The sequence below is a fragment of the Nonomuraea sp. NPDC050451 genome (assembly GCF_044458585.1).
Map to the genome: position 1 here is coordinate 40,861 of NZ_JBITHZ010000009.1, position 24,991 is coordinate 65,851.

The window sequence follows — 24,991 nt, forward strand, 5'->3', positions numbered from 1 at the left end:
TGGGATGCCCTGCCACAATGGTCAGGTGACTGGAGACGGCAGGTTGGTGCTGGCAGGAGCCCCCATCGGCCAGGCGGGTGATGTCTCGCCGCGGCTGCGCGAGCTGCTCGGGAGCGCCGACGTGGTGGCCGCCGAGGACACCAGGCGGCTGCGCAGGCTCGCGACCGAGCTGGGCGTGGAGATCGAGGGCCGGGTGGTGTCCTACTACGACCAGAACGAGGTGGCCCGGGCCAAGGAGCTCCTGGAGACCCTGAAAGAGGGCCGCACGGTCGTGGTCATCACGGACGCGGGCATGCCGGGCGTCTCCGACCCCGGCTACCGCCTGACGCGCCTGGCGGTCGACGAGGGCATCACGGTAACCGCGCTGCCGGGGCCGAGCGCCGTCACGACCGCGCTGGCCGTGTCCGGGCTGGCCAGCGACCGGTTCTGCTTCGAGGGCTTCCCGCCGCGCAAGCCGGGCGAGCGGGCCCGCCGCCTGGCCGCCCTGGCGGGCGAGGAGCGCACGATGGTCTTCTTCGAGTCGCCGCGCCGGCTGGCGAGCTCCCTGGAGGCCATGGCCGAGGCGTTCGGCCCCGACCGGCAGGCCGCCGTGTGCCGCGAGCTCACCAAGACGTACGAGGAGGTACGGCGGGGCGGTCTGGGCGAGCTGGCCGAATGGGCGGCGAAGGACGTCAAGGGCGAGATCACGCTCGTGGTCGCCGGATATGCGCCGGGGGAGGGCGAGCCGGACCTGGACGAGCTGGTCGCCGAGGTGGACCGCAGGGTCGCCGAGGGCGTCCAGCGCAAGATCGCCGTCGCCGACGTGGCCAAGCAGGCGGGCATCCCCAAACGCGAGCTGTATGACCTGGTTCACAGGAGATCCCCTACGCCATAGGGTGCGCATCGTGAGGAACTGGGGGGTTTCCGCTCAGCGACTGGTCCCGCCGATGCCGGGGACACCCATGCTGGGCTGGGCCGGGCCGATCCTGGTCGCGCTGTTCGGCGGCCTCCTGCGTTTCATCAGGCTCGACGAGCCCAAGGCCGTCGTCTTCGACGAGACGTACTACGCCAAGGACGCGTACTCGCTGATCACGCACGGCGTCGAGCGGACCATGCTCGGCGACGCTAAAGACCCGATCGCCGACAAACGCCTCATCACCGGCAACCTGGACATCTTCAAGCAGTGCCCGCGGCCCGACGACTGCGCCTCGTTCGTGGCGCACCCGCCGCTGGGCAAGTGGATGATCGGCGTGGGCGAGTGGCTGTTCGGGATGGACCCGTTCGGCTGGCGCTTCGCGGCGGCGCTGATCGGCACGCTGTCCATCCTGATCATGGCCAGGGTGGCGCTCAGGATGACGCGGTCGACGCTGCTGGGCTGCCTGGCCGGGCTGCTGCTCTCGCTCGACGGCCTGCACCTGGTGCTGTCGCGCACGGCGCTGCTGGACATCTTCCTGATGTTCTGGGTGCTGGCCGGGTTCGCCTGCCTGGTGACCGACCGGGACTGGGCGCGGCAGCGGCTGGCCGACCGGTACGAGCGCGGGCCGATCATCGAGCTGGGGCCGCGCCTGGGGCTGCGGCCGTGGCGGCTCGCGGCCGGGCTCTGCCTGGGGGCGGCGTGCGCGGTGAAGTGGTCGGGGATCTTCTTCCTGATCGCGTTCGCGGTCATGAGCCTCATGTGGGACATGGGGACCAGGCGGGCGCTGGGGATACGCCGGCCGTACCGGGGGGCGTTCTCGTACGACCTGCCGGGCGCGTTCGCGGCCATGGCGCTCGTGCCCGCGGTCACCTTCGTGGCGTCGTGGACCGGATGGTTCGCCGGCTCCGGCGGCTGGGGGCGCAACTGGGCGCAGGCCACCTCGTCCGGGCCCGTGTTCTTCGTGGTCGACTCGGTGCGGTCGTGGCTGCAGTACCAGCTGCAGGTGCTGGGCTATCACAGCAACCTGCACGAATACCACCCGTACATGTCGGAGCCGTGGCAGTGGCCGCTGCTGATCAGGCCGGTCTCGTTCCACTACCCGTCGGACATACCGCCGTCGGCGTGCGGGGCCGACAAGTGCTCACAGGCCGTGCTCGGGGTCGGCACCCCGGCCCTGTGGTACGCCGCCGTGCTGGCGCTGGTCGGCCTCGTCGCCTGGTACGTGGCCACGCGCGACTGGCGGGCGGGGGCGGTGCTGTTGAGCGTCGCGGTCGGCTGGCTGCCGTGGTTCTACTACGCCCTCGCCGACAACCGGACGATGTACCTGTTCTACATGATCCCCGTCGTGCCGTTCATGGTGCTGGCGCTCGTGCTGGTGGCGGGGCTGGTGCTGGGCAGGCAGGACGCCCCCACGCCCCGGCGGGCGACCGGGGCCGCGCTGGTGGGGGCGTTCGCGCTCATCGTGCTGATCAACTTCTGGTGGCTCTATCCGGTGCTGACCGCCGAGACGATCACACACGCAGACTGGTGGGCTCGGATGCTGATGCGCTCTTGGGTGACCGCCGCGCCCAAGTGACGCCGCGGCGCAGCGTGATCGCCGCGGCGACGCAGGCCAGCGGGACGGCCGGGAGCACGTACCGGTAGTCGAACTCCGCCGTCGCGGCCGGGGCCAGCAGCAGCCCCACCGCGCCCAGCCATGGCAGCACCACCGGGCCGCCGAACTTGCGCCACCTGACCGCGACGCCGTACAGGCCGATCAGCAGGATGCCGCCGAGCATGATGCCGCGCAGGTAGAACACCTTCTGGTAGCCGCTCATGATGTCGGCCCACGGGTGCACGATCCGGGTCTCCGGCGGGCCCTGCTCGTAGCTGAACGCGTCGGTGTCGGTGCGGCCGCCCGCGTACGACGACCACTTCGGCAGCCGCTTGGGCTGGCCGCTCTCGTCCGGCTCGACGTACGGCTTGAACTCGTACATGCCGTACGTGGACGGGTCGGGGAACATCGGCCGGCCCCAGTGGAACGAGCGGAAGAAGTCACGCGTGACCACCTTGAGGTAGTCGCCGGGCTGCGACAGGATCGCCCGCGTGGCGAACGCGCTGGCCGCGTCGTTGGTGATCTCGCTCCACTTCTTGTTGATGCCCCACCGGTGCAGCACCTCGCCGGTGCCCGTGCCGTCGCCGTTGCCCTGGCCCCACAGGTACCACTGCGCGTAGTCCTTGCGCTGGCTGACCGGGTCGTTGATGCACAGCAGGAGGAGCTGGACCTCCTTGTACTTGTCGATCTTCATCTTGTTGCAGTCGGCGAAGATGGCCGTGCGCATGTAGAGGATGAGACCGTCGCTGTTGGTCATCGCGAACTTGCCGTACGCGGAGGCGAACCAGCCCATGTACGCCATCACCGGCACCGCGCAGGCCGTGATCACGGCGACGATCGGGCGCCAGCCGGTCCGCTTGACCAGCAGGTAGAGCACCACCAGCGCCATGATCGGCAGGCCGATCGAGCGGGTCAGCCACGTGAGCGCCAGCAGCAGGCCGACGACCGCGCCCGCCCGCCACGACAGCCGCCGCTTCCACAGCACCAGCGTGATGACGCCCACCACGAGCAGCGTGAACATGGTGTCGGACATCACCAGCTGCTCGAGCTGGATCTGGTACGCGTCCAGCAGCACCGGCGCCGCCGCCAGCGTGGCGCCCCACTTCGGCAGCCGGAACTTGATCCGCAGCAACGCGTAGATCAGGCAGGCCGTGGCCAGGCCCATCAGGTGCTGCGTGAAGATCACCAGTGCGAAGCTGTGGAACGGCTTGAGCAGCAGGAGCCAGAAGCTGTAGCCGTCGGGCCTGATCGGGTGCGGGCGCGGGTGCAGCGCCACCGAGACGTACTCGTAGGAGTCGTTGAACCACATGGCCGGGCCGTAGCCGAGCATGGTGATGAGCCGCAGCACGGCGCCTACGCCGAAAACCGCGGCGAACACTCGATGCCGGCGCAAGAATGACAGCCAACGAGCTGCCCGGCCAGGAGCGGAGTGGTCCACAGGGGTAATCTCCGCGACGCTCACCATGCTGTAAAGAATGCCAGTCGTTTTTGGGTCTTGACCCGAGCACGGTTGGGCACAGGGCATGATGGTTCACTGGAAGAGTCTTAACTGAAGGGTAGACACGTGGAACTGACGGTGGTCATGCCCTGCCTCAATGAGGCGGAGACCGTGGAAGTCTGTGTACGCAAGGCGCTGGCGTGCATGGAGGAGCACGGCATCGAGGGCGAGGTCCTGATCGCCGACAACGGCAGCACGGACGGCTCGCAACAGCTCGCCCGCGACGCCGGAGCCCGCGTGGTCCACGTCGACGAGAAGGGCTATGGCAATGCCCTCATGGGCGGGATCAGGGCAGCGCGCGGCAAATACGTCATCATGGGCGACGCCGACGACTCCTATGACTTCACCGCGCTGCTGCCGTTCGTCGAGCAGCTGCGCGACGGCGCCGACCTGGTGATGGGAAACCGCTTCAAGGGCGGCATCGCCCCGGGCGCCATGCCCCCGCTCCACCGCTACCTCGGCAACCCGGTGCTGTCGTTCGTCGGCCGGCTGTTCTTCCCCTCGGCCATCGGTGACTTCCACTGCGGGCTGCGCGGGTTCCGGCGCGACTCGATCCTCAAGCTGCAGCTGCAGACGGGCGGCATGGAGTTCGCCTCCGAGATGGTGGTCCGCTCCACACTGTCGGGCCTCGACGTGCGCGAGGTGCCCACCACGCTCTCGCCCGACGGCCGCTCCCGCCCGCCGCACCTGCGCTCGTGGCGCGACGGCTGGCGCCACCTGCGCTTCCTGCTGCTCTACAGCCCGAAGTGGCTGTTCTTCTACCCCGGCGTGCTGATGATGATCATCGGCCTCGTGGCCGGCACGGCGCTGACGTTCGGCCCGGTGGAGATCGGGGAGCTGGCCTTCGACGTCGACACCCTCGTCGGGTCGTCCGCCCTGGTGGTGATCGGCTTCCAGGCGGCCCTGTTCGCCGTGTTCACCAAGGTCTACGCGGCCGAGGAGGGCTTCCTGCCCGAGTCGCCGCGCATCCGGCGGCTGATCGACATCGTGAGCCTGGAGAAGGGGCTCGTGGTCGGCGGCCTGCTGGCGCTGGCCGGTCTGATCGGCCTGGTGATGTCGCTGGTCCACTGGCAGGTGCGCAGCTTCGGCGAGCTCGACCCGCGCGAGTCGCTGCGTATCGTCGTGCCCTCCGCGACCGCTCTGATCATGAGCTTCCAGACGATCTTCGCGGCGCTGTTCATCAGCATCCTCGGCATCCGCCGTACGCGTGAGAGCTCCATCGACGTGGCCGCCAAGGCCGCCGAGGAGGCCGCGGAGGCGGTTTCCCTCGAGGACTCCAAGCGATAGCCGTTCCGCACGGCGGGGTCCAGAGGGGCCCCGCCGACGCGGGGGAATCGGTCCGAGAGGGACAGGGAGCCCCGTAGGCTAAGGACTATGTCCCAGCACATCTTGACCGCCGTCGCGTGGCCTTACGCAAACGGCCCCCGCCACATCGGGCACGTCTCCGGGTTCGGCGTGCCGTCCGACGTCTTCAGCCGCTACCAGCGGATGGCGGGCAACAAGGTGCTGATGGTGTCAGGCACCGACGAGCACGGCACGCCCATCCAGGTGCAGGCCGACAAGGAGGGCGTGAGCGCCAGGGAGCTGGCCGACCGCTACAACCGCGTCATCGCCGAGGACCTCACCGGCCTCGGGCTCTCCTACGACCTGTTCACCAGGACGACGACGAAAAACCACTACGCCGTCACACAAGAGATCTTCAAGGGCCTCTACGACAACGGCTATATCTTCCCCAAGACCACGATGGGGGCGATCTCCCCCTCGACCGGCCGTACGCTGCCCGACCGCTACATCGAGGGCACCTGCCCCATCTGCGGCTACGACGGCGCGCGCGGCGACCAGTGCGACAACTGCGGCAACCAGCTCGACCCGATCCAGCTGATCAACCCCAAGAGCCGCATCAACGGCGAGACGCCCGTGTTCGTCGAGACCGAGCACTTCATGCTCGACCTGCCCGCCTTCGCCGGGGTGCTCGGCTCCTACCTGCAGTCCAAGCAGGGCGAGTGGCGGCCCAACGTGCTGAAGTTCGCGCTCAACCTGCTCGGTGACCTGCAGCCGCGCGCGATCAGCCGCGACCTCGACTGGGGCGTGCCGATCCCGCTCGACGGCTGGCGCGACCAGCCCAACAAGCGGCTCTACGTGTGGTTCGACGCGGTGATCGGCTACCTGTCGGCGTCCATCGAGTGGGCCAGGCGCTCGGGCGACCCCGACGCGTGGCGCGAGTGGTGGCAAAACCCCGACGCCCGTGGCTACTACTTCATGGGCAAGGACAACATCGTCTTCCACGCCGAGATCTGGCCGGCGATGCTGTACGGCTACAGCGGGCAGGGCGACCGTGCCGGCACGCCGGGCTCGCTCGGCGGGCTCGAGGTGCCGTCCGAGGTGGTCTCCAGCGAGTTCCTGACCATGGAGGGCAAGAAGTTCTCCTCGTCCAGGCAAGTAGTAATTTACGTAAGAGATTTCCTGGCGCGTTACGACGCCGACGCCCTTCGCTACTACATCGCGGTGGCCGGACCGGAAAATCAGGACACCGATTTCACCTGGCAGGAGTTCGTCAACCGCAACAACGGCGAGTTGGTCGCGGCCTGGGGAAACCTGGTCAACCGGTCGATCTCGATGGCGGCCAAGAACTTCGGGGCCGTGCCCGAGCCGGGCGACCTCACCGACGCCGACCGGGCGCTGCTGGAGCGCTCGCGCAAGGCGTTCGCGCCGGTGGGCGCGGAGCTGAGCAGGTCGCGCTTCAAGAACGCGATCAACGAGGCGTTCGACGTGGTCCGCGAGGCCAACAAATACCTGGCCGAGCAGGAGCCGTGGAAGCTCAAGGAGGACCCGGAGCGGCAGAAGTCGATCCTGCACGTCGCGCTCCAGGTCGTCGACGACGCCAAGACGATGCTCACGCCGTTCCTGCCCAGCTCGTCCAACAAGGTCTTCTCCATGCTCGGCGGCGAGGGCGTGTGGTCGGGCATGCCGGAGATCCGCGAGGTCGACGAGGACGGCGGCACTCCCTACCCGGTGATCACCGGCGAGTACGACGGGGCGGCCCGCTGGGAGCACCGGCCGATCAAGCCGGGCACGCCGCTCGCGCCGCCCGTGCCGCTGTTCAAGAAGCTCGACCCGAAGGTCGTGGACGAGGAGCTGGCCCGGCTGGGCGAGTGACCTCGTAGGTTCCGTAGTCCTTGAGGCTGATGGCGCTCGCGGTCTTCCTGACCGACTTCGCCATCAGCCCCTTCCACGGCAGGTACGGCAGGAGCCGGTAGTTCTGGTTCATGAACCAGGCCATGAACCTGTTCTCCGGCACCATGAACCTGCTGACGCCCACGGCCGACCGCTGGCATCCCTCGGCGTAGGCACGCACCTCCCGCTCGTAGCGGGCGAAGGCGGCGCGGTGGTCGCCACCGGCTGCGGCCAGCTCGCCCGCCAGCACGTACGCGCTCACCATCGCCAGCCCGGTGCCCATGCCGGACAGCGGGGAGGCGCAGCACGCGGCGTCGCCGAGCAGCACCACCCGGCCGCGTGACCAGGAGTCCAGGCGGATCTGGCTGATCGAGTCGAAGTAGAAGTCGTCCGTCAGCCGCATCCTGCGCATCAGCTCCGGCACCTCCCAGCCGACGCACTCGTACGCCCGCTCCAGGAGCTCCCGCTGGCGGTCGACGTCGTGCCGGTCATAGTCGAGCGGCGGCGAGCCGAACCAGAACACCGCCCTGGCCTCGGTGTTCCCCCTGGCGCTGTAAATCCCGACCATCTTGCCCGGCGGGTTGTAGGTGTGGCCGGTGTGGTCGAGCCCCAGGTAGTTGTCGATCGGGAACACCGCCGCGTAGAGGCCCAGGTACGACTGGTAGTCCCGCTCGGGGCCGAAGGCGAGGGAGCGCACGTTGGAGTGCAGGCCGTCCGCGCCCACCACGAGGTCGAAGCGCCTGGCCCGGCCCCGCTCGAAGGAGACCGTCACCCCGTCCGCGTCCTGGTCGACGGCCGTGATGGAGTCGCCGAAGACGTACTCGGTGCTGGATTCGGTGGCGGCGTACAGGATGCGGGCCAGGTCGCCGCGGAGGATCTCGACGTCGCCCGCGAACAGGTCGGCGGGCATGGCCACGATCTTCTTCCCGGCCTCGTTGACATTCCACATGGCGCCCATGTGGGTCTGCTCGCGTTCGACGGCGTCCAGGATGCCCATCTTGCGCAGGACGGTCAGGTGCGCCTCGCCACGGAAGTCCACGGAGTGGCCGCCCTCACGGAGGGCGGGGGCGCGTTCGACGATGGTGGCGCGGTGGCCGTACCGGGTGAGCCAGAAAGCGAGCGCCGGGCCGGCGACGCTCGCGCCGGAGATCAGGATGTCCATGCCCGCGACCCTGCCGCCCCGACCTCACCGCGCCCTCACCGCGCCCTCACCGGGCTCCTACCACGGGGTCGGCTGATCGGTGACGGCGGCGATGGCGCCCAGCGGTGAGCGGTCGATGACCTCGTCGGGCACTCCGGCGAGGGCCAGCGCCTCCCGGTGCGAGAGCCGCGCCCCCGCCCGCCGCGCCCGCGCGTAGGCCGGCTCGCCCAGCGCGGCCCGCACCCGCCCCGCGAACTCGGGCTCCTCTGGCAGCTCGATCCCCCGCATGACGACGGCGGCCCCCAGCAGCCTGGCCGCCGGCTCGGCGCCATCGTCATCGAACGCCAGCGCGGCCAGCGCCTCGAACGCCCGGGCGGTCTCGGGCAGCGCGCCCGATTCGACCGCGCCCGCCACCGCCCGCTCGTAGGACTCTCTGGCCGTCTTCCGATCCCCTTCGGCCTCGGCCACCCGGCCCAGGCCGACGTGGAGCCGGGCCAGGTTCCCCGCCGATTTGATCCATACGGGGTCCGACTGCCGCAGCGCCTGCTCGTACAGCTCCCGCGCCCGTGCCAGATCGCCTTCCGAGACGGCCACGTCACCGAGCCCGCGCACCGCGGAGGCCAGGTACGTCGGCAGGCCCGCCCGCCCCGCCAGCTCGGCGGCCCGCTCGTAGTCGGCCCGCGCGCCGGCCGGGTCGGTCCCGATGCGGTGATCGCCCCGGTTGCACAGCAGGTCGGGCAGGTCCTCCTCGGCCCCGAGCTGCTCGGCCAGCGCGATCGCCTCCTCCACGCGCGCCACGGCCGAGGCGCCGTCGCCGCAGATGCCCGCCAGCCACGAGAGCCCGTCCAGGGCCAGCGCCATGCCCCAGCGGTCGCCGAGCACCCTGAACTGGTCGAGCGCCGCCGTCAGATCCGCCTCGGCCGAGGCGAACTCCCCGGCGCTCATCTGCGGATAGGCCCAGATGAACCGGGCTATCGCTCGCTCCCATGGGTCTCCGTCCCGCGCGGCCCGCCGCAGCACCGTGAGCGCCACCGTCGGATCGATCGAACCTGCCGTGATCATCGGCCACAGGAACGTGACGAGCGGGTAGCGCCGCGTCCCGGAACCGGCGGTGACCATCGTCTCGGCCCAGCTCTTGTGGCTCTCCCAGGCGTCCCTGCCGGTGCTCCCGGCCAGCGCGGACAGCAGGCACAGCACGTACGCCTCGCCCAGCTCCGGATCCGGCGCGGGACCCGCCGCCTCCAGCAGCGCCACCGCCGGGGCGGTCGCGGCGGCGCGCATGCCGCGCATCCACAGGTACGACGACTGGGCCGCCAGCAGCCGCATGCCGAGCGCCACCTCCCCGGACTCCGCCGCCCAGCGCAGCGCCGCCTGCAGGTTGTCGTGCTCGGCGGCGAGCAGGTCGAGGTGGCGGAGCTGGTCGGCGCCGCGCAGGTGCGGGTCCGAGCGTTCGGCCAGGTCGAGGAAGTACGCGGCGTGGGCCCTCCGTACGGCCTGCGCCTCGTCGGCGAGCTGCTCGGCGCAGAACGCGCGGATGGTCTCCAGCATGCGATAGCGGCCGCCGCGTCTTTGGAGGAGGGATTTGTCGGCCAGGGAGTCCAGCAGGTCCTCGGCGTCCGGCAGCCCGCACACCTCGGCGGCGGCCGTGGCCGTCGCGCCGCCGGAGAAGGCGGTCAGGCGCCCGGCCATGGCCTTCTCCTGGTCGGTGAGCAGCTCCCAGCTCCAGGCGACGACCGCGCGCAGGGTCCGGTGCCGGGGGTCGGCCGTACGGCTGCCGCGCGAGAGCAGGCTGAAGCGATCCTGGGCAGCCAGCCGTACGGCCAGCTCGTGGGCCCCGTGCGTACGCATGCGGGCGGCGGCGAGCTCGATGGCCAGCGGGAGCCCGTCGAGCGCCGCGCAGATCCGCTCGACCGACTCGTCCGGGGTGAAGCCCGGGCACGCCGCGGCTGCCCGGTCGGTGAAGAGCCGGACGGCGTCGGCGGGGGCGAGCGGGTGCACCGGCCAGAGGTGCTCGGCCGTGACGGCCAGCGGCTCGCGGCTGGTGGCGAGGACGCGGAGGGTGGGGCAGGCCGAGAGCAGGCGTTCGGCGAGTTCGGCGGCTTGGTGGACGACGTGCTCGCAGTTGTCGAGGACCAGCAGCATCGGCCGCCCGGCCAGTGCGCCGACCAGCCGCTCCACCGGCGCGGCCCGGTCTGCCGGGCCGATGGCACGACCGCCCAGCAGGCCGCTCTCCCGCACGCCGAGCGCGCCGAGCACGACCTGGGCGAGATCCACCCCGACCCCCGCCGCGCCCGCGCCCGGAGCATCCGCCCCCGCCCCCGCCCCTGCCGCGCCGGCGCCGACTGAGGCCAGCTCGACCAGCACCACCTCGGCCGGCTCGCGGTCGTCGCCTTGAGGCGGCTCGCCGATCGACCGGGCGACCTCGACCGCCAGGCGGGTCTTGCCCGCGCCGCCCGGCCCCAGGAGGGTCACCAGGCGCGCGGAGCCGAGCAGCGCGGACACCGCCGCCACGTCGGCGTCCCGTCCGACGAAGCTCGTCAGCCTGGCGGGCAACGCGCGCCGCACCGGCACGACGGCCTCCCCGCGCAGCAGGCGGCCGTGCAGGTCGGCCAGCTCCGACGACGGATCCGTGCCCAGCTCGTCCGCCAGCAGCCGCCGCGTGTCCTCGAACACCACCAGCGCCTCGGCCGGCCGCCCGTCCGCCTGGAGGGCGCGCATGAGCTGGCCGCGCAGCCGTTCGCGCAGCGGGTGCCGCTCGATCAGCTCGCCCAGCTCCGCCACGACCTCCCGGTGGGCGCCGCGCCGCAGGTCGGCCTCGATCCGGTCTTCGAGCGCGGCCAGCCGCCGCTCCTCCAGGAAGGCCCCGCGCTCGGGGTCCAGGTCCGCGACCGCCGGCCCCCGCCACAGCGCCAGGGCCTCACGCAGCAGCCCCGCTCCCCGGACGGGGTCTTCCCTCAACGCGTCCCGGCCCGCGCCGGCGAGCCGCAGGAAGCGGTGGGCGTCGATGTCGTCGGGCGCGGCGAGCAGCCGGTAACCGAGCTCGGTCAGCTCGATCGCGACCCCGTCCCGCCGCAGCCGGGACACCTGCGAGTGCAGCGCGTGCACCGCGTCACCGTGGGCCCGGTCCCCGTAGAGGACGTCGACGAGCCGATCCCGGGTGACCACCTCGCCAGGGCGGAGCAGCAGCAGCGCCAGCAGCGCCCGCCGCGCGGGACCGCCGAGCGGCACCTCGCCCCCGTCCGCGCGCCAGGCCATGGTGCTGCCGAGGATGCCGAACCGCATGGACGCTACTTTAGAACTCGTGACCAAGCTTCCCGCCGCTCCCGAGCCGCTTTCCGCACCTGTGTTCGACAGCCACTGTCATCTCGACATCATGGTCGGCAACAGGCAGGCGTCGTCCGGCGATCCGGTGGCGCAGGCCGCGCAGGCGTCGGAGGCCAGCGTTCGGAGCATCCTGGAGGACTCCAGGGCGGTCGGTGTTACACGCCTGGTCACCATCGGCTACGACCTGAGGTCCTCCAGGTGGAACGCCGAGGTGGCGGCCGGGCAGGAAGGCGTGTACGCCGGGGTGGCCATCCACCCGAACGAGGCCCACGAGGCCACGGCGGAGGTCCTGGCCGAGATCGAGAGCCTCGCGCGGCGGCCGGAGGTGCGGGCGGTGGGGGAGACCGGGCTCGACTACTTCCGTGACTGGGCGAGCAAGGAGGACCAGCACGCGAGCTTCCGCGCGCACATCGAGATCGCCAAGCGCACCGGCAAGGCCCTGGTCATCCACGACCGTGACGCGCATGACGACGTGCTGAGGGTGCTGGCCGAGGAGGGCGCGCCGGACAAGGTCGTCTTCCACAGCTTCTCGGGCGACGCCGAAATGGCGAAAAAGTGTGTCGAAGCCGGATATTTCATGTCTTTTTCCGGTCCTGTGACGTACAAGAACGCCGCCTACCTCCGCGAGGCCGCCCAGACCGCTCCCCAGGAGCTCATGCTGGTCGAAACCGACGCCCCCTACCTGCCGCCGGTCCCGCACCGCGGCAAGCCCAACGCGCCCTACCTCATCCCACTCACTTTGCGCTGCCTGGCGGAGGTCAAAGGGGTCCATCCGGATCAGTTGTGCGAGGCGATCAGTGCCAACGGAGTCATGGTCTTCGGCGAGTGGTGACCATCTTTTGATGAACTCCCGGCTGCGGGGACGGGCGCGGCGCTAACGTTCGGGCGGTCCTGACCGCTACCGGAGGTGCTTCGTGCGAGGTAAGAGGCGCGCGCCTCGTCCCCCGATCCCATGGCGTTCACCGTGGACGCCGGTCGTGTGCCTGACGGGCATGGTGGCGCTGGGGGCGCTCGTGGCGGTGTCGTCCCTGGTCAAAGAGGTCGTCGTGATCGTCGACGGCAGGCAGTCGCAGGTCCGCGCGTTCGCGGGGACCGTGCACGACGTGCTCGCCGAGGCCGGGGTCTCGGTGGGGTACGGCGACCTCGTACGCCCTCCCGCGCACGAGGACGTCACCGACGGATCCACCATCGAGGTACGCCACGCCCGCCCGATCACCCTGACCCTGGACGGCCGCACCAGCAGGCACCTGGTCACCGCCATGAACGTCGGCGACGCCCTCGCCGAACTCGACCTCACCCCGGCGGCCGGCAAGCTCTCCGCGCCGCCGGACGACGCGGTGCCGCTGTCGGGGATGGAGCTCACCGTCTACACCAGGCGCAAGGTGTACGTGGTCGCGGGCACGAGCCGGATCACCTCCCGCACCACCGCCAGGACGGTACGCGAGGTGCTCAGGCAGAAGCGCATCCCGCTGCGCCGCGGGTATGTGGTGAGCCCGCCGCTCGGCAGCTTCCCCAAGGACGGGACGGTCATCACGGTCACACCGCCGCGCACCATACCGATCCGCCCGGAGGTTCTGCGGCTCAACTGGCCGGCCCTGGCCGAGTGCGAGGCCCTGGGCGACCCGCTGGCCTACAACCCGGACGGGCCGCACTACGGGATGTACCAGTTCAGCCTGCCCATGTGGCAGGCCGTGGGCGGGATGGGGATCCCGAGCACATGGCCGGAGGAGGAGCAGACGTACCGGGCGCAGGTCCTCTACCAGCAGATGGGCAACGGCTGGCGGAGCCAGTGGCCGGCCTGCGCCGATCGCCTCTTCGACCCGCTCCGGTAGGGGCTCATCCCGATACGGACACCCCGAAGTCAGCGCCCTTGGGCGGCTGGATCGGCTGGAGCGTCTCGGCGTTCCGCCCGGCCACCGCCACCTTCCCGTACGGCTGCGCGTCCGGCTGCCCCACGTACAGCTTGTTGCCGCTGAAGGCCACCGACCATCCGAACAGCCCCTCGGTGGTCGCCAGCTGCCGGTCCTCGGCCGCGTTCTTCCAGGAGACCACCCGGACACCGCCGCCGTACGGGGCGCCGATGGCCAGCCTGCCGTCCGCCGACGCCGCCATCGAGAACCCGAACGCCTGCTTGCCCCCCTGCGTCACCTTTCGCGTCGGTTTCCTGCCGGGGTCGATCAGCTGCACGTATCCGGGCCCGGGGGAGCTCACCGCGTACCCGGAGCCCTCGCCGTACACCACCGAGTAGCCGAACCTGTCACCGGAGACGTCGGTCGGCGAGTCCAGCTTGAACGACGTGATCTTGGGTGCCAGCACGTCGTCGATGAAGACCACCGACCCCGAGTCGATCTTGCCGGCCTCCACCTGGCGGCCGGCGCCGTCGTCGTTCTCATAAGGGACGCCGACGACCAGCTCGTTCTTCTGCCCGAACGCCATCGACCAGCCGAACTGGTCGCCGACCTCGCTGTTGCCCCGCACGTCGTCGGACTCCTGGCTGATCCTGCGCAACTGTCCGGTGCCCTGGCGTACGTAGATCGCGCCCACGTCCGGGAGCCGGCCCTCGTCCTCGTACGGCGCGCTGATCGCCAGCAGGTCGCCACGCGCGGCCAGCGACCAGCCGAAGTGCGCGAACCGCTGGGGCTGGGCCGCGGTCAGCCGCTGGGGAGGCGTGGCGCCGCCGCCGTAGACGACGTACGCGGCGCCGGCGTCCTCGGTGCCGTCCACGTCCGCGTACGGCGCGCCGATCACCAGGTCGGCGCAGGCGTCGGCGTCGACCTTGGCCAGCCGTACGGACCAGCCGAAGGCGTCGCCCCTGGCCAGGTTCGGGACGGTGACGGGGACGACCTTGTCGCCCGACAGCACGTTCACCGAACCTTTCTGGTCGTCCGCGAACGGGTCGCCCACGGCGACGTCGTCCACGCCGTCGCCGTCGAAGTCGGCGGCTCCGGCGCAGGCCGCCGCGCCGGCGTGCATGAGCGGTGTCCCGGTCGCGAGCATGAGCGCGATGAGCGCGGATCGGATCATCACAGCGCGACCTCGATCTGCTTGCCGTTCTCGAGCATGGTCGCCGTCATCTTCACGGGTTTGCGGTACATGGCCAGGTCGAACACGAACGCGCTGTCCACCCGCCCGCCCGGCAGGATGGACGGGGGCAGGGTGAGGGCGGCAGGGTCGTGCTCGCCGCCCCGGTCGTCGACCATGGTGACGACGGGCTGGATCAGCTGCCTGCGCTCGCCGCCGGGGTTGAGCATCGTCCAGCGGATCACGCAGAGCTGGCCCTGGGTCGCGGTCTTGCCCTCGTACTCCTTCAGCCCGCACTCCGGCGCCGACGCGACGATCGCGACGGGGTCGTCGAAGTTGGCGCCCAGCGCGAAGCGGCGGCCCACGTCGTTCGGGCCGGCGGTGCCGGTCGTCTGGGACGGGGTGCCGGGGGTGGCGGTGGTGACCGTGTTGCGGGCAGATGTGACGATCAGTACGGCCACCGTCACGACGATGGCCAGCACGGCGGCCGCGGCGGCGAGGAGCCACCGGGTGCCCTTCGTCCTGGAGCCGCCGAGGGTGTCGGGTTCGTCGTTGCCCGCCAGGGTTCCGGGCGGCCGGGTGTCGGTGCCGGGCAGGCCGCCTTGAGGCAGCTGCGCCAGGACGTCCGGTCCGCGCCGCTCCTGCTCGGCCTGCTCCTCCTTCCTCTTGGCCAGGGCTTCGGCCTGAGCCTGCTCCCGCTGCCGCGCCTGCGCCTCCCAGCGCGCGAACTCCTCCTTGGCGGCCTCCTCCTCCCTGCGCGCCAGCTCCTCGACCGACGGCTGAGGGGGCGCGCTCGAGTTCCCGAACGATCCCGGCACGCTGGGAGCGCCCGTCACGCTGGGAGCACCCGGGACGCTGGGAGTTGCTGGGACGCTCGGAGCACCCGAGACACTGGAGGCGCCGGGCACACTCGGGGTCCTACCCGTGGCATCGCTCGGCGGGGGAGTCGTGAAAGTAGCCGTGATGTCCGGCTCATCCACCACATTCTGCGGCGGCTGCCATTCGTTGAGCATCTCGGTCGCGACCAAGGTGGGCGGATCGGCGGGGCGCGCCGGCGTACTGCCTCCCACCAGGGCGATCAGGAGATCCTGCGCCGAGGGGCGCACGGCGGGGTCCATGGAGGTGGCCCGCCGTACTAACTCGTTGAGCGGCGCGGGCAGCACGCCCAGTTCGGGCGGGGCGTTCAGCACGCGCGTGGCCAGCGTGATGGGGTCGCCACGGCCGAACGGGTGCCGTCCGTTGCCCGCGTACGCCACCAGGCAGCCCCAGGCGAAGATGTCGGCCGCCGGGCTGACCACCTCGCCGCGCACCTGCTCCGGGGCCCACCAGCCAGGGCTGCCCAGCAGCTCGCCGGAGAGCGTGAACCCGGTCTCCCGGTCGAGCGCCCTGGCGATGCCGAAGTCGATCACCCTGGGCCCCGACAACGACAGGATCACGTTCGCCGGTTTCAGGTCTCTATGCACAAGCCCGGCCACGTGGATCGCCGCCAGCGCCGCCGCGACCCCCAGCGCGACGCCGTGCAGCGGCCCCGGTTCCAGAGCCCCGTATTTCGCGATCTGATCCGAAAGTGGGGTGCCCGCGATGTACTCGGTCACCATGTACGGACGTCCGTCCCCGGTGTTGCCGTTGTCCAGCACCTGGGCGGTGCAGAACGACGCCACCCGGCGAGCGTTCTCGACCTCCGCATGGAACCTGGCCGCGAAACCCTCCTGGTTGGCGAACTCCGCCTTGACGACCTTGAGCGCGACGAACCGACCCGTCGGTGCCCGCGCGAGGAACACGGTCCCCATACCGCCCTCGCCGAGCCGGCCGAGCAGCCGGTACGGCCCGATTTCCCGCAAGTCCGTCGGGCGGAGCGGCGCGGCGCCCGTTGGCTCCATGAGGGACGTCCCTTCCTGTTCCACGCCATCCTCTCCTTTGGTCTCCCCAAGCGCCATCGATGGTTCTTCGATGCGAGAGACTGGTTGGATGATGAGGCTGTTGGGCCCTGCAGAAATACGTATTTTGGCGGACAAGCTAGATCTTCGTCCGACAAAAAAGCTAGGCCAGAACTTCGTGATCGACGCAGGGACCGTCCGGCGTATCGTCCGCGTGGCCGATCTTTCGGAGAACGACGTGGTCATCGAGGTGGGGCCGGGCCTCGGCTCGCTCACCCTCGCCCTCCTGCCCTCCGCTGCGCACGTGGTGGCGGTCGAGATCGACCCGGTGCTGGCGGGCCAGCTCCCCATCACGGTGGCAGACCGCGGCGGGCTCGACAAGCTCACGGTCGTGAACGCCGACGCCATGAAGATCACGCCGGACGATCTGTCCGGTTTCGCCCCCACCGCCCTCGTCGCCAACCTCCCCTACAACGTGGCCGTCCCGGTGGTGCTCCACCTTCTCGAGGTCCTGCCGTCCCTGCGCAAGGGCCTGGTCATGGTCCAGTCGGAGGTCGCCGACCGCCTCGCCGCCGGCCCCGGCTCGAAGGTGTACGGGGTGCCGTCGGTCAAGGCCGCCTGGTACGCGGACGTACGCCGCGCCGGCCCGGTCGGCCGCACCGTCTTCTGGCCCGTCCCCAACGTCGATTCCGGCCTCGTCTCCTTGGCACGCCGCGAGCCGCCCACGACGAGCGCGTCGCGCGAGGAGGTGTTCGCGGTGGTGGACGCCGCCTTCGCCCAACGCAGAAAGACCCTGCGCGCGGCCCTGGCGGGCTGGGCAGGCAGCGCCGCCCAGGCGGAGCAGGCCCTGAGGGCGGCCGGCGTGGACCCGTCGGCCCGCGGGGAGCAACTAGACATCACATCCTTCGCCCGCATAGCCGAACTCAAACCGGTTCCTATGAACTGAGCATGAGCTGCATGTGCTCAGCCGAACGCTCCGAACGGTGTTGAGCGTTCTGGTCGCCCGCGTTCGCGCCGCGTCCGGCGCCGACGGATCGTGTCCGTGGTCCGGGGATGCGGGGGCGGGGTCCCTCACGCCCGCGGGCTTCCGGTCCGGCCTGGACGGTCCGATGCCCCTGCTCATCGCTCCGGTGGGCAGGGGGCGGTGCCGTCCGACGCCGGATCGGGTGCCCTTGGGCGCGTCTGCCGATCGCCACCGCGGCTGCGTCGTGGCGGGCGGTCGTGCGTTTGGTGGTGGTGAGGGGCTGTTGCCAGTGTTGAGCGCCCCATCGGGAGGTGTAGGCCGGGTCGGCGGCGATGATCGCGATCCCGGTGGCGTCGGCCATCGAGGTGAGTCGGGCGCGCAGCTTGCTCGTGGGCATGCCGGAGATGAGCCGGCGGAAGCGTTTGCGGCGGCCGTGCTTCTCCCGGGTCTTCTCCTTGGCGAAGTCGAGGTCTTCGATGGCGATGGCGTTCACGCCGCAGGCTTTTGCCCAGTGCAGGAAGTGCAGGAGCCGGTTCAGGGCGTGGCGGACCTGGGCGTCGCGGTGCTCGGCGTTGCCGGACAGGTCGTAGGGGAAGCGGCGGGGGTTGCCGATCGGGTTGCCGTGGGTGTCCAGGCGCCAGGCGGCCAGGTGGTCGGCGTTGGTGTCGACGCCGACCACCCCTGCGGCGACCGCGGCTGAAAGGGGTACGGCCGGGGCCGGAGGGATCTGCCAGGAGGCGGTGATGTACCAGCGTCCTCGTTGCGCGTCCAGGTGGATGCGGTAGGCCACCGCCCGGTTGGCCTCGATGCGATCGGCCCATTCGGTACGCCGGTGGGTGAAGGCTACTCGGCAGGCGAGCACGTAGCGGCCGTGCGGGGCGTTCGCGTGGTGCGCCAGCGGCGCGGGCAGCTTGATCGACAGCTGGCCGTCGGGGGTGATGCGGATGGTCTCGTTGCCGTAGCGTTTCCCGCTTTCGCCGTCGGCGGCCAGGAACCAGCGCTCGGCCTCCCAACTCAGCCTCGGTGAGCCCGGCGGCCTCCAGGTGGTGCCGGGCGCGGGCGAGCCGTTTGCCGCCCCGCACCACGCGCACCCGCCCGGCCTGCTGGTCGGCCCGCTGCTGCTTCAGCCGTTCGTGCAGGAGGTGCAGGCGGCGGGACTTGGCGAACCACTCCTGCGTGGAGCGGTATCCGCCCGGCTCCTTGCGGGTTCCTTTCTTCCCGATGGGCAGCGACAGCCGACGGGTGATCGAGCGGATAGCGGTTTCAAGGTCGCGGATGTGGCCGACCTGGCCGCGCCGGGCCAGCGCCCACTGATCATGGGACGCTTTGGTGATGGCCCCGGCCCACCGCGACGACGACTGCACGGTCAGCCCGCGCTTGCGGGCCGCCCAGGTGCCGGCGCAGTGCCCCAGCCCGTCAGCGCATCGGCTTTTCAGATCGGCGGAGGCCAGCGCGCCCAGATGGGCGCCGACCAGACGCAGCACCTTGTCATCTGCGGGGGTGAGGTGCTTGAGCCGGTCGCGCACGGCGACACCGGATGGGCCGGGCACCGCGAAGGCGGGGGCGATCGGGCGCAGCTTAGCCATGGCGCGGGGTCTTCATCGCGATGGCGGCGTGGTCCGTGACCGACCGGCGAGCATGCGCGGTCCGCGCTACCAATACCGCTGGATGGCGGACGAACGGACACGCGCGCACGATGGACACTCGACCTCTCCAAAGCTTTCACGTTGCGTAGTCAATACGATACCGGGAGTCTAAATCGGAGGGTAGAACATGTGCGCGACAAGTGTCAGGGGAGGACCAATGTGGTGATGGGGTAACCCCAGTCAACATCGTGCACACTCACCTACCGACAACTCCACAATCTCCTTCCTTTCCACCGTCCCAACCAGTTTCAGTACTCCAACTCGCCCCTTCTACCGCGCTCCCTGGCCCAAAGTCCCCTCAACTCAGCCCAGTGGTGCGGGGCTCGTCGGCGTCGTGTGCCACGGGCCGAGTGTCCGGCGGTCGGCGTCCGACGAGAGTCTCTTTTCCACAGCCCACCCCTCCAGGGATCTCGCTTTCCACAGAACCGCGCTCGGCCCACCATCACCTCACGCCACCGAATGATCCTGGCCTCCACATCCACCCACCACACGGTCAGGAGGCCACCATGATCACCCTCTCCACCTTTCTCAGGCTCACCCTCGGCGGCGGCGGCCTCTTCGGAGGTCTCATCGCAGTCCTGACCGCCCTCCCAACCTCCGCCCAAGCCGCGGCGACCCCGCCTCAACGCAGAACCCTGGCCCTCACGACCGAAATCGAGCCCCTTCAACGCACCACCTCAGCCGGGAGGACCACAGACCCCACAACCAAAGTCGATTCACTCCTACGCACCACAGGGGGCACGACCAGGAGCCTGACCAGGGGCCAGATCGCCGCCTCGGCCGCCCTGAACCAACTGGGAGTCTCCTTCTCCTGGGGCGGCGGCTCAGCGAAGGGCCCCACCATCGGCATCGGAAGGGGCGCCGGCACAAGGGGCTTCGACTGCAGCGGCCTGACCCTCTACGCCTGGTCGAAGGCCGGCATCACCCTCGCCCACTACACCGGCGCCCAGTTCCGCCAGGGCCGCAGGATCCCGTTCCGCGCGCGACGCACAGGCGACCTGCTCTTCTTCGGCGGCGGCACCGGCGACCCGACCCACGTGGCCCTGTTCCTCCAGGACGGCCTCATGATCCACGCCCCCAAAACGGGCGACGTGGTCAGAAAGACGAACTTCCTGGCCTCGCCATACTTCCGCTCCGCCTACCGCGGCGTCGTACGCCCAGGCTGAGCACAGACCTTCACCAGCTCTCCCACCAACCCGGTGAGCAACTCCTGATCTTCCTGCCTGGACGGCTCGTACTCCGTGAGTCCCAACCCCGCCACCTCGAACCGCTCGGCAACGGCGGTGACGAGCGAGAGCAACTGATCCGGCTGCAGCCCACCTGGCGTAGGACACCCCACACTCCGGAAGACCAGAGGATCGAGCACATCCAAATCGATATGAACGTAGACCACAGGCCCGCGCCCCTCAGAGCCGTCATCCCCGAGCGCGCCGGCACCACAGCCCTCGATCGCCGCGACAAGCCCCGCACCGTCCACCACCGGAAGATGCCGGACCCCGTGATCCTCGGCAAAGGCGGCCTCACCCGAATCGAGGTCCCGCACCCCCACAAGCACGATCCGCCCAGGCGCCACCGGCTCCCGAGCCACCAGCCCCTCGGGCCCTTCCCCGGTGAGCGCCCGCAGCACCATCCCGTGATAGGCCCCGGAAGGCGACGACTCAGGCGTGTTCAGATCCCCGTGGGCATCGAACCAGACCACAACGAGCCGATCCCCGTACCGCTCCCGAGCCGCCGCAACCGGCTCGAGCTCAACCCCGCAATCCCCACCAACGGTGACCAGGAGCCCACCTTGAGCCTGCCCGACCGCCGCACGAACCTTCACAGCCGTCGAACGAAGATCGTCATCGACCTCCACCCGCAAGCGCTGATCCGCCCCCACCATCCCGGCCAGCAACCGCGCCCCTTCCCGCAGCCGCTCAGCCGTAGGAGCCCCGGACCCCCGCCACTGCCCCACCTCAACCAGCGTCACCCCAGCCACCACAGCCTCCTCGTCGCCTTGGCCTCATTGGTCACTCACCGGATACCAGCCGGTCAGGCCAATACCCGCCGACCAACGCTACGCGGGAGACCGAGAGCCAAACCAGGGCGGTGCCCTGGACCGGCCCGTGGGCAGCTACGGGCGTGTGGGCGGCGATCGTTATGCGGCAGGTCGAGAGAGCCAGACCAGGGTGGCGTCCTGGACCGGGCCGTGGGCGGCTTCGGCTGTGCGGGCGGCGATCGTTATGCGGCAGGTCGAGAGAGTCAGACCAGGGTGGCGCCCTGGACCGGGCCGTGGGCGGCTACGGCCGTGTGCGCGGCGCCCGTGGTGGTCAGGCTGAGGGCCAGGTCGCGGGCATGGAGGGCGTCGATGGCCAGGAAGGCACACGTCGGGCCCGACCCCGAGACGATCGCGCCCAGGGCCCCGTGCTGGCGGCCGGCGTCCAGAGTGGGCGCCAGTTCAGGCCTCAGGCTGAGCGCGGCCGGCTGGAGGTCGTTGCTCAGGTGAGCGCCCAGGGAGTACGCGTCCCCCGTGCCCAGAGCCTCCATCAGGGAGTCGTCCAGCTGAGGCCAGGGCACCTCGGCCCCTTCGGCCGCCCTGAGACGGTCGCACTCGGCGTAGACGCTGGGCGTGGAGAGCCCGCCGTCCGCCAGCGCGAACACCCAGTGGAACGTGCCCCCGGTGGGCAGCTCGCTCAGCTGCTCACCGCGACCGGTGCCGACCGCCGTGCCCCCGAGCAGGGAGAACGGGACGTCGCTGCCGAGGTCTCCGGCGATCTCCATGAGGTCTTCGAACGGCAGCCCCAGGCCCCACAGCTCGTTGCAGGCCACCAGCGCACCGGCGGCGTCGGCGCTGCCGCCCGCCATCCCGCCCGCCACGGGGATGTCCTTCTGGATGATCAGATCGGCGCCGTACGTGCGACCCGCGTGCTTGGCAAGCGCCCGGGCGGCCCGGATCGCCAGGTTGCTCTCATCAGTCGGCACCTGGTCGGACCACTTCCCGTTCACCGCCACGGTGATCGACTCGGACTCCTTGGCTACCACCTCATCGAAGATCGATACCGCGTGGAAGACGTTCACCAGGTCGTGGAAGCCATCTTCCCTGAGCGGGCCGACAGAAAGCTGTACGTTGACCTTCGCGGGCACACGTACGGTCACCGAACTCATCGATCTTCTGCCACTCTCATCACTTGCCGGGGTCAAGGACACTCGATGTTATCGAGGCCCGCCGCCCTGACATGCGGTTCTCGAAAGATGACCTCGGGAACGCCCAACTCCTCAACACGCAGAGTCAAGTTCGTAGAGATTTGCCCCAGATCCTCATTCGCAAAGAGAGCCATCTCCACCCTTCCTCCCTATCGCCCAGTTCCGCCGACCACCGTGGGACCTCACACGACACCTCGGCTCTCAACCCCACGACGCGACACACGCTTACGACAATGGCCCCCTCCTTCGACGCGGACCTCTTGCGATTGACGCCTGCTCAGATGTGAACGTCTTTGCGGCGTATGCCTCCTACGCCGACGGATGCCCCCCATGGGACCTGAACGTCTTCTCCGGAGACGGATGCCTTTTGGGGAGGGCGGTGGGCGTCTCCTGTGGTGACGGGGCCGGCTCCATGCGGTGTACGCCTTGCGATCGGGGCGTACGTGCGGCTGGCCGAGCGACGCGGCTGGTTGAGTGACGCGGCTGGTTGAGTGACGCGGCTGGTTGAGTGACGCGGCTGGTTGAGTGACGCGGCTGGTTGAGTGACGCGGCTGGGCGAGTGACGCGGCTGGGCGAGTGACGCGGCTGGTTGAGTGACGCGGCTGGGCGAGTGACGCTGTTGGGCGTTACGAGGGTCGGAGGTGAGCAGAAGCGGCGGGCGTCGGGTGGGCGGGGAGCCGATACCCTGGGGAGGTCATGAATCTGGTCAATCTTGAGTCGGTTTCCCATGCGTACGGGCCCAAGCCGCTCCTCGCCGACGTATCCCTGGGCGTTGAGGCGGGCGAGCGCATCGGTGTCGTGGGGCGCAACGGGGGCGGGAAGACGACGCTCCTGTCCGTGATCGCGGGAGCGGTGCGGCCCGACAAGGGGCGGGTCACGCATAACCGGGGCCTGCGGGTCGGGTTCCTGTCGCAGCAGGACACGCTCGACGCGGGCGCCGCCGTACGCGAGATCGTCCTCGGCGGTCGGGCCGAGCACGAGTGGGCGGGGGATCAGGGCGTACGCGAGATTCTCGCCAACCTGATCGGCGATCTCGACCTCGACAGCAGGGCCGGCGATCTGTCCGGTGGGGAGCGCAGGCGTACGGCGCTGGCGCGGCTGCTCATCGACGACCATGACCTGATCATGCTGGACGAGCCCACGAACCACCTCGACATCGAGGCCATCGCGTGGCTGGCCGGGCATCTGGCGGCCAGGAAGAGCGCGCTGGTGGCCGTGACGCACGACCGGTGGTTCCTCGACGCCGTGTCGAGCCGAACGTGGGAGGTCGTGGACGGGCGGGTCGAGCGGTATGAGGGCGGCTATGCCGCTTTCGTCCTCGCGAAGGCCGAACGGGCGCGGATCGCGCAGGCCGCCGAGGAGCGCCGCCAGAACCTCATGCGCAAGGAGATCGCCTGGCTGCGCCGCGGTCCGCCTGCCCGTACGTCCAAGCCGAAGTTCCGCATCGAGGCCGCCCAGGCCCTGATCGCGAACGAGCCTCCGGCGCGCGAGACCGTCGAGCTGATGAAGTTCGCCGCGGCCCGCCTCGGCAAGACCGTTTACGACCTCGAGGACGTCACCCTGCACGCCGGCGGGCCCGACAGTGGGCCGCTGGTGCTCGACGATCTCACCTGGCAGTTCGGCCCGGGGGACCGCATCGGGCTGATCGGGGTGAACGGCTCCGGCAAGTCGTCGGTGCTGCGCCTGCTCGCCGGCACGGTGGTGCCCGACTCCGGGCGCGTGGTCAAGGGCAAGACGGTACGCCTCGCGCACCTGTCCCAGGAGCTGGCCGAGCTGGATCCGGCGCGGCGGGTGCTTGAGTCGGTGGAGGAGGTACGCAAGTACCTCCAGGTCGGCAAGCGGGAATGGACGGCCTCTCAGCTGCTCGAACGCCTGGGGTTCAAGGGCGAGGCGCAGTGGAAGGTCGTCGGCGACCTGTCCGGCGGTGAGCGGCGGCGGCTGCAGCTGCTCAGGCTCCTCATGGACGACCCCAACGTCCTGCTGCTCGACGAGCCCACCAACGACCTCGACATCGAGACGCTCAACGAGCTCGAGGACCTGCTGGACGCCTGGCCGGGCACGCTGGTCCTGGTGAGCCACGACCGCTACTTCCTGGAGCGGGTGACCGATCGCTGCGTGGCGCTGCTCGGTGACGGCAAGCTCTCGCTGCTGCCCGGTGGGGTGGACGAATACCTCGAACGCCGCGCGGCCGGCACGGCCCTGACCGCCCGACTGGGCACTGTGGCGCAGCCATCCGCTGCCGCCGTCGCGATTACCTCCGCTCCCGAGCAGGCTAAGGACGGGTTGTCGGGGCTGTCGGCCAAGGAGGAGCGCGAGCTGCGCAAGGAGCTCAACCGCCTGGAACGCCAGCTCGACAAGCTGAGCGACCAGGAGTCCCGCCTCCACGCGGCCATGGCCGACGCGGCCAGCGACTACGAGAAGCTGGGCTCCCTCGACGCCCAACTGCGCGAGATCACCGCTCAGAAGGACACGATCGAAGCGGAGTGGCTCGAGGTCGCCGACCGCCTGGGTGACTGACGCTTCGCTGCATGCGAGGTGGAGTCGGCGCGTGGTGGTCGACCGCCTGGGCCCCTGGCGCTTCGCAGCACACCCGCCCGATGGAGAGCATGGTGCAGGGGCCGGAGGGGCGGGTTGGGGTCGTATGAGGGCTAGTGGGCCGTGCTCTGGGCGTGAT

The 24,991-nt window shown here is 70.3% G+C and carries 17 protein-coding genes; 9 read left to right on the plus strand and 8 right to left on the minus strand.

The features are described 5' to 3' along the window. The first annotated feature begins 4 nt into the window (after positions 1 to 4). Both rsmI and ACIBI9_RS27045 read left to right on the plus strand, forming a co-directional pair. Positions 5 to 874 (plus strand): 16S rRNA (cytidine(1402)-2'-O)-methyltransferase, encoded by an 870-nt coding sequence (gene rsmI / locus ACIBI9_RS27040; RefSeq protein ID WP_397225495.1) that lies wholly within the window; start codon positions 5 to 7, stop codon positions 872 to 874. A gap of 10 nt (positions 875 to 884) precedes the next feature. After that, a complete protein-coding gene (locus tag ACIBI9_RS27045) occupies positions 885 to 2,471 on the plus strand; it encodes a dolichyl-phosphate-mannose--protein mannosyltransferase (RefSeq protein ID WP_397225497.1) in 1,587 nt (528 codons plus the stop codon). Here the strand turns inward: ACIBI9_RS27045 and ACIBI9_RS27050 are convergent. After that, the gene (locus ACIBI9_RS27050; RefSeq protein WP_397225499.1) at positions 2,407 to 3,882 is read right to left on the minus strand and encodes a hypothetical protein; all 1,476 of its coding nucleotides are present in this window, start codon (positions 3,880 to 3,882) and stop codon (positions 2,407 to 2,409) included. The genes ACIBI9_RS27045 and ACIBI9_RS27050 overlap by 65 nt on opposite strands. A 171-nt stretch (positions 3,883 to 4,053) precedes the next feature. Here ACIBI9_RS27050 and ACIBI9_RS27055 point away from each other — a divergent pair, with 171 nt between their 5' ends. Both ACIBI9_RS27055 and metG read left to right on the plus strand, forming a co-directional pair. Then, positions 4,054 to 5,274, plus strand: coding sequence for a glycosyltransferase family 2 protein (locus ACIBI9_RS27055; RefSeq protein WP_397225501.1), 1,221 nt, complete (start codon positions 4,054 to 4,056; stop codon positions 5,272 to 5,274). An 87-nt stretch (positions 5,275 to 5,361) separates the two neighbouring features. Then, a complete protein-coding gene (metG, locus tag ACIBI9_RS27060; RefSeq protein WP_397225503.1) occupies positions 5,362 to 7,143 on the plus strand; it encodes a methionine--tRNA ligase in 1,782 nt (593 codons plus the stop codon). Here metG and ACIBI9_RS27065 read toward each other — a convergent pair. Next, positions 7,088 to 8,323, minus strand: coding sequence for an FAD-dependent monooxygenase (locus ACIBI9_RS27065; protein WP_397225505.1), 1,236 nt, complete (start codon positions 8,321 to 8,323; stop codon positions 7,088 to 7,090). The genes metG and ACIBI9_RS27065 overlap by 56 nt on opposite strands. 57 nt (positions 8,324 to 8,380) lie before the next feature. Then, on the minus strand, positions 8,381 to 11,584 hold the full coding sequence (locus ACIBI9_RS27070) for a BTAD domain-containing putative transcriptional regulator (RefSeq protein WP_397225507.1): 3,204 nt from the start codon (positions 11,582 to 11,584) through the stop codon (positions 8,381 to 8,383). On the opposite strand from ACIBI9_RS27070, the gene ACIBI9_RS27075 reads away from it, so the two are divergent. Together ACIBI9_RS27075 and ACIBI9_RS27080 are read left to right on the plus strand one after the other, a co-directional pair. Then, positions 11,583 to 12,458 (plus strand): TatD family hydrolase, encoded by an 876-nt coding sequence (locus tag ACIBI9_RS27075; protein WP_397225509.1) that lies wholly within the window; start codon positions 11,583 to 11,585, stop codon positions 12,456 to 12,458. The genes ACIBI9_RS27070 and ACIBI9_RS27075 overlap by 2 nt on opposite strands. Before the next feature lie 145 nt (positions 12,459 to 12,603). Next, positions 12,604 to 13,458: a ubiquitin-like domain-containing protein gene (locus tag ACIBI9_RS27080; RefSeq protein WP_397225511.1), complete on the plus strand. Its 855-nt coding sequence runs from the start codon at positions 12,604 to 12,606 to the stop codon at positions 13,456 to 13,458. A gap of 4 nt (positions 13,459 to 13,462) precedes the next feature. Here ACIBI9_RS27080 and ACIBI9_RS27085 read toward each other — a convergent pair whose 3' ends face one another. Continuing rightward, entirely contained in the window at positions 13,463 to 14,650 is a 1,188-nt protein-coding gene (locus ACIBI9_RS27085) for a hypothetical protein (RefSeq protein ID WP_397225513.1), read from the minus strand. Further along, positions 14,650 to 16,551, minus strand: coding sequence for a protein kinase (locus ACIBI9_RS27090; protein WP_397225515.1), 1,902 nt, complete (start codon positions 16,549 to 16,551; stop codon positions 14,650 to 14,652). The genes ACIBI9_RS27085 and ACIBI9_RS27090 overlap by 1 nt, the downstream gene beginning before the upstream one ends. A gap of 46 nt (positions 16,552 to 16,597) precedes the next feature. Between ACIBI9_RS27090 and rsmA the strand changes: the two genes are divergently transcribed. Further along, positions 16,598 to 17,470 carry a 16S rRNA (adenine(1518)-N(6)/adenine(1519)-N(6))-dimethyltransferase RsmA gene (gene rsmA / locus ACIBI9_RS27095; protein WP_397225517.1) on the plus strand — a complete coding sequence of 291 codons (873 nt, stop codon included), beginning with the start codon at positions 16,598 to 16,600 and terminating at the stop codon, positions 17,468 to 17,470. On the opposite strand, the gene ACIBI9_RS27100 is transcribed toward rsmA, so the two are convergent. Further along, the gene (locus tag ACIBI9_RS27100; protein ID WP_397225519.1) at positions 17,460 to 18,350 is read right to left on the minus strand and encodes a hypothetical protein; all 891 of its coding nucleotides are present in this window, start codon (positions 18,348 to 18,350) and stop codon (positions 17,460 to 17,462) included. The two genes, rsmA and ACIBI9_RS27100, sit on opposite strands and share 11 nt — an antisense overlap. A 1,290-nt stretch (positions 18,351 to 19,640) precedes the next feature. Here ACIBI9_RS27100 and ACIBI9_RS27105 point away from each other — a divergent pair. After that, positions 19,641 to 20,300, plus strand: a complete 660-nt coding sequence (locus tag ACIBI9_RS27105) for an NlpC/P60 family protein (protein ID WP_397225521.1) — start codon at positions 19,641 to 19,643, stop codon at positions 20,298 to 20,300. Here ACIBI9_RS27105 and ACIBI9_RS27110 read toward each other — a convergent pair. Together ACIBI9_RS27110 and ACIBI9_RS27115 are read right to left on the minus strand one after the other, a co-directional pair. Further along, entirely contained in the window at positions 20,273 to 21,028 is a 756-nt protein-coding gene (locus ACIBI9_RS27110) for an arginase family protein (RefSeq protein WP_397225523.1), read from the minus strand. The genes ACIBI9_RS27105 and ACIBI9_RS27110 overlap by 28 nt on opposite strands. A 347-nt stretch (positions 21,029 to 21,375) precedes the next feature. Next, entirely contained in the window at positions 21,376 to 22,278 is a 903-nt protein-coding gene (locus tag ACIBI9_RS27115; protein ID WP_397225525.1) for a 4-(cytidine 5'-diphospho)-2-C-methyl-D-erythritol kinase, read from the minus strand. Positions 22,279 to 23,013: 735 nt separating this feature from the next. On the opposite strand from ACIBI9_RS27115, the gene ACIBI9_RS27120 reads away from it, so the two are divergent. After that, entirely contained in the window at positions 23,014 to 24,834 is a 1,821-nt protein-coding gene (locus ACIBI9_RS27120) for an ABC-F family ATP-binding cassette domain-containing protein (RefSeq protein WP_397225527.1), read from the plus strand. Positions 24,835 to 24,991 lie beyond the last annotated feature (157 nt).

Excerpts from the sequence above, each read along its gene's own strand:
- ACIBI9_RS27085 (WP_397225513.1), bottom strand. The coding sequence starts at position 14,650 with ATGATCCGATCCGCGCTCATCGCGCTCATGCTCGCGACCGGGACACCG.
- ACIBI9_RS27105 (WP_397225521.1), top strand. The coding sequence starts at position 19,641 with ATGATCACCCTCTCCACCTTTCTCAGGCTCACCCTCGGCGGCGGCGGC.
- ACIBI9_RS27115 (WP_397225525.1), bottom strand. The coding sequence starts at position 22,278 with ATGAGTTCGGTGACCGTACGTGTGCCCGCGAAGGTCAACGTACAGCTT.
- rsmA (WP_397225517.1), top strand. The coding sequence starts at position 16,598 with ATGCGAGAGACTGGTTGGATGATGAGGCTGTTGGGCCCTGCAGAAATA.
- metG (WP_397225503.1), top strand. The coding sequence starts at position 5,362 with ATGTCCCAGCACATCTTGACCGCCGTCGCGTGGCCTTACGCAAACGGC.
- ACIBI9_RS27075 (WP_397225509.1), top strand. The coding sequence starts at position 11,583 with ATGGACGCTACTTTAGAACTCGTGACCAAGCTTCCCGCCGCTCCCGAG.
- ACIBI9_RS27065 (WP_397225505.1), bottom strand. The coding sequence starts at position 8,323 with ATGGACATCCTGATCTCCGGCGCGAGCGTCGCCGGCCCGGCGCTCGCT.
- ACIBI9_RS27070 (WP_397225507.1), bottom strand. The coding sequence starts at position 11,584 with ATGCGGTTCGGCATCCTCGGCAGCACCATGGCCTGGCGCGCGGACGGG.
- rsmI (WP_397225495.1), top strand. The coding sequence starts at position 5 with ATGCCCTGCCACAATGGTCAGGTGACTGGAGACGGCAGGTTGGTGCTG.
- ACIBI9_RS27120 (WP_397225527.1), top strand. The coding sequence starts at position 23,014 with ATGAATCTGGTCAATCTTGAGTCGGTTTCCCATGCGTACGGGCCCAAG.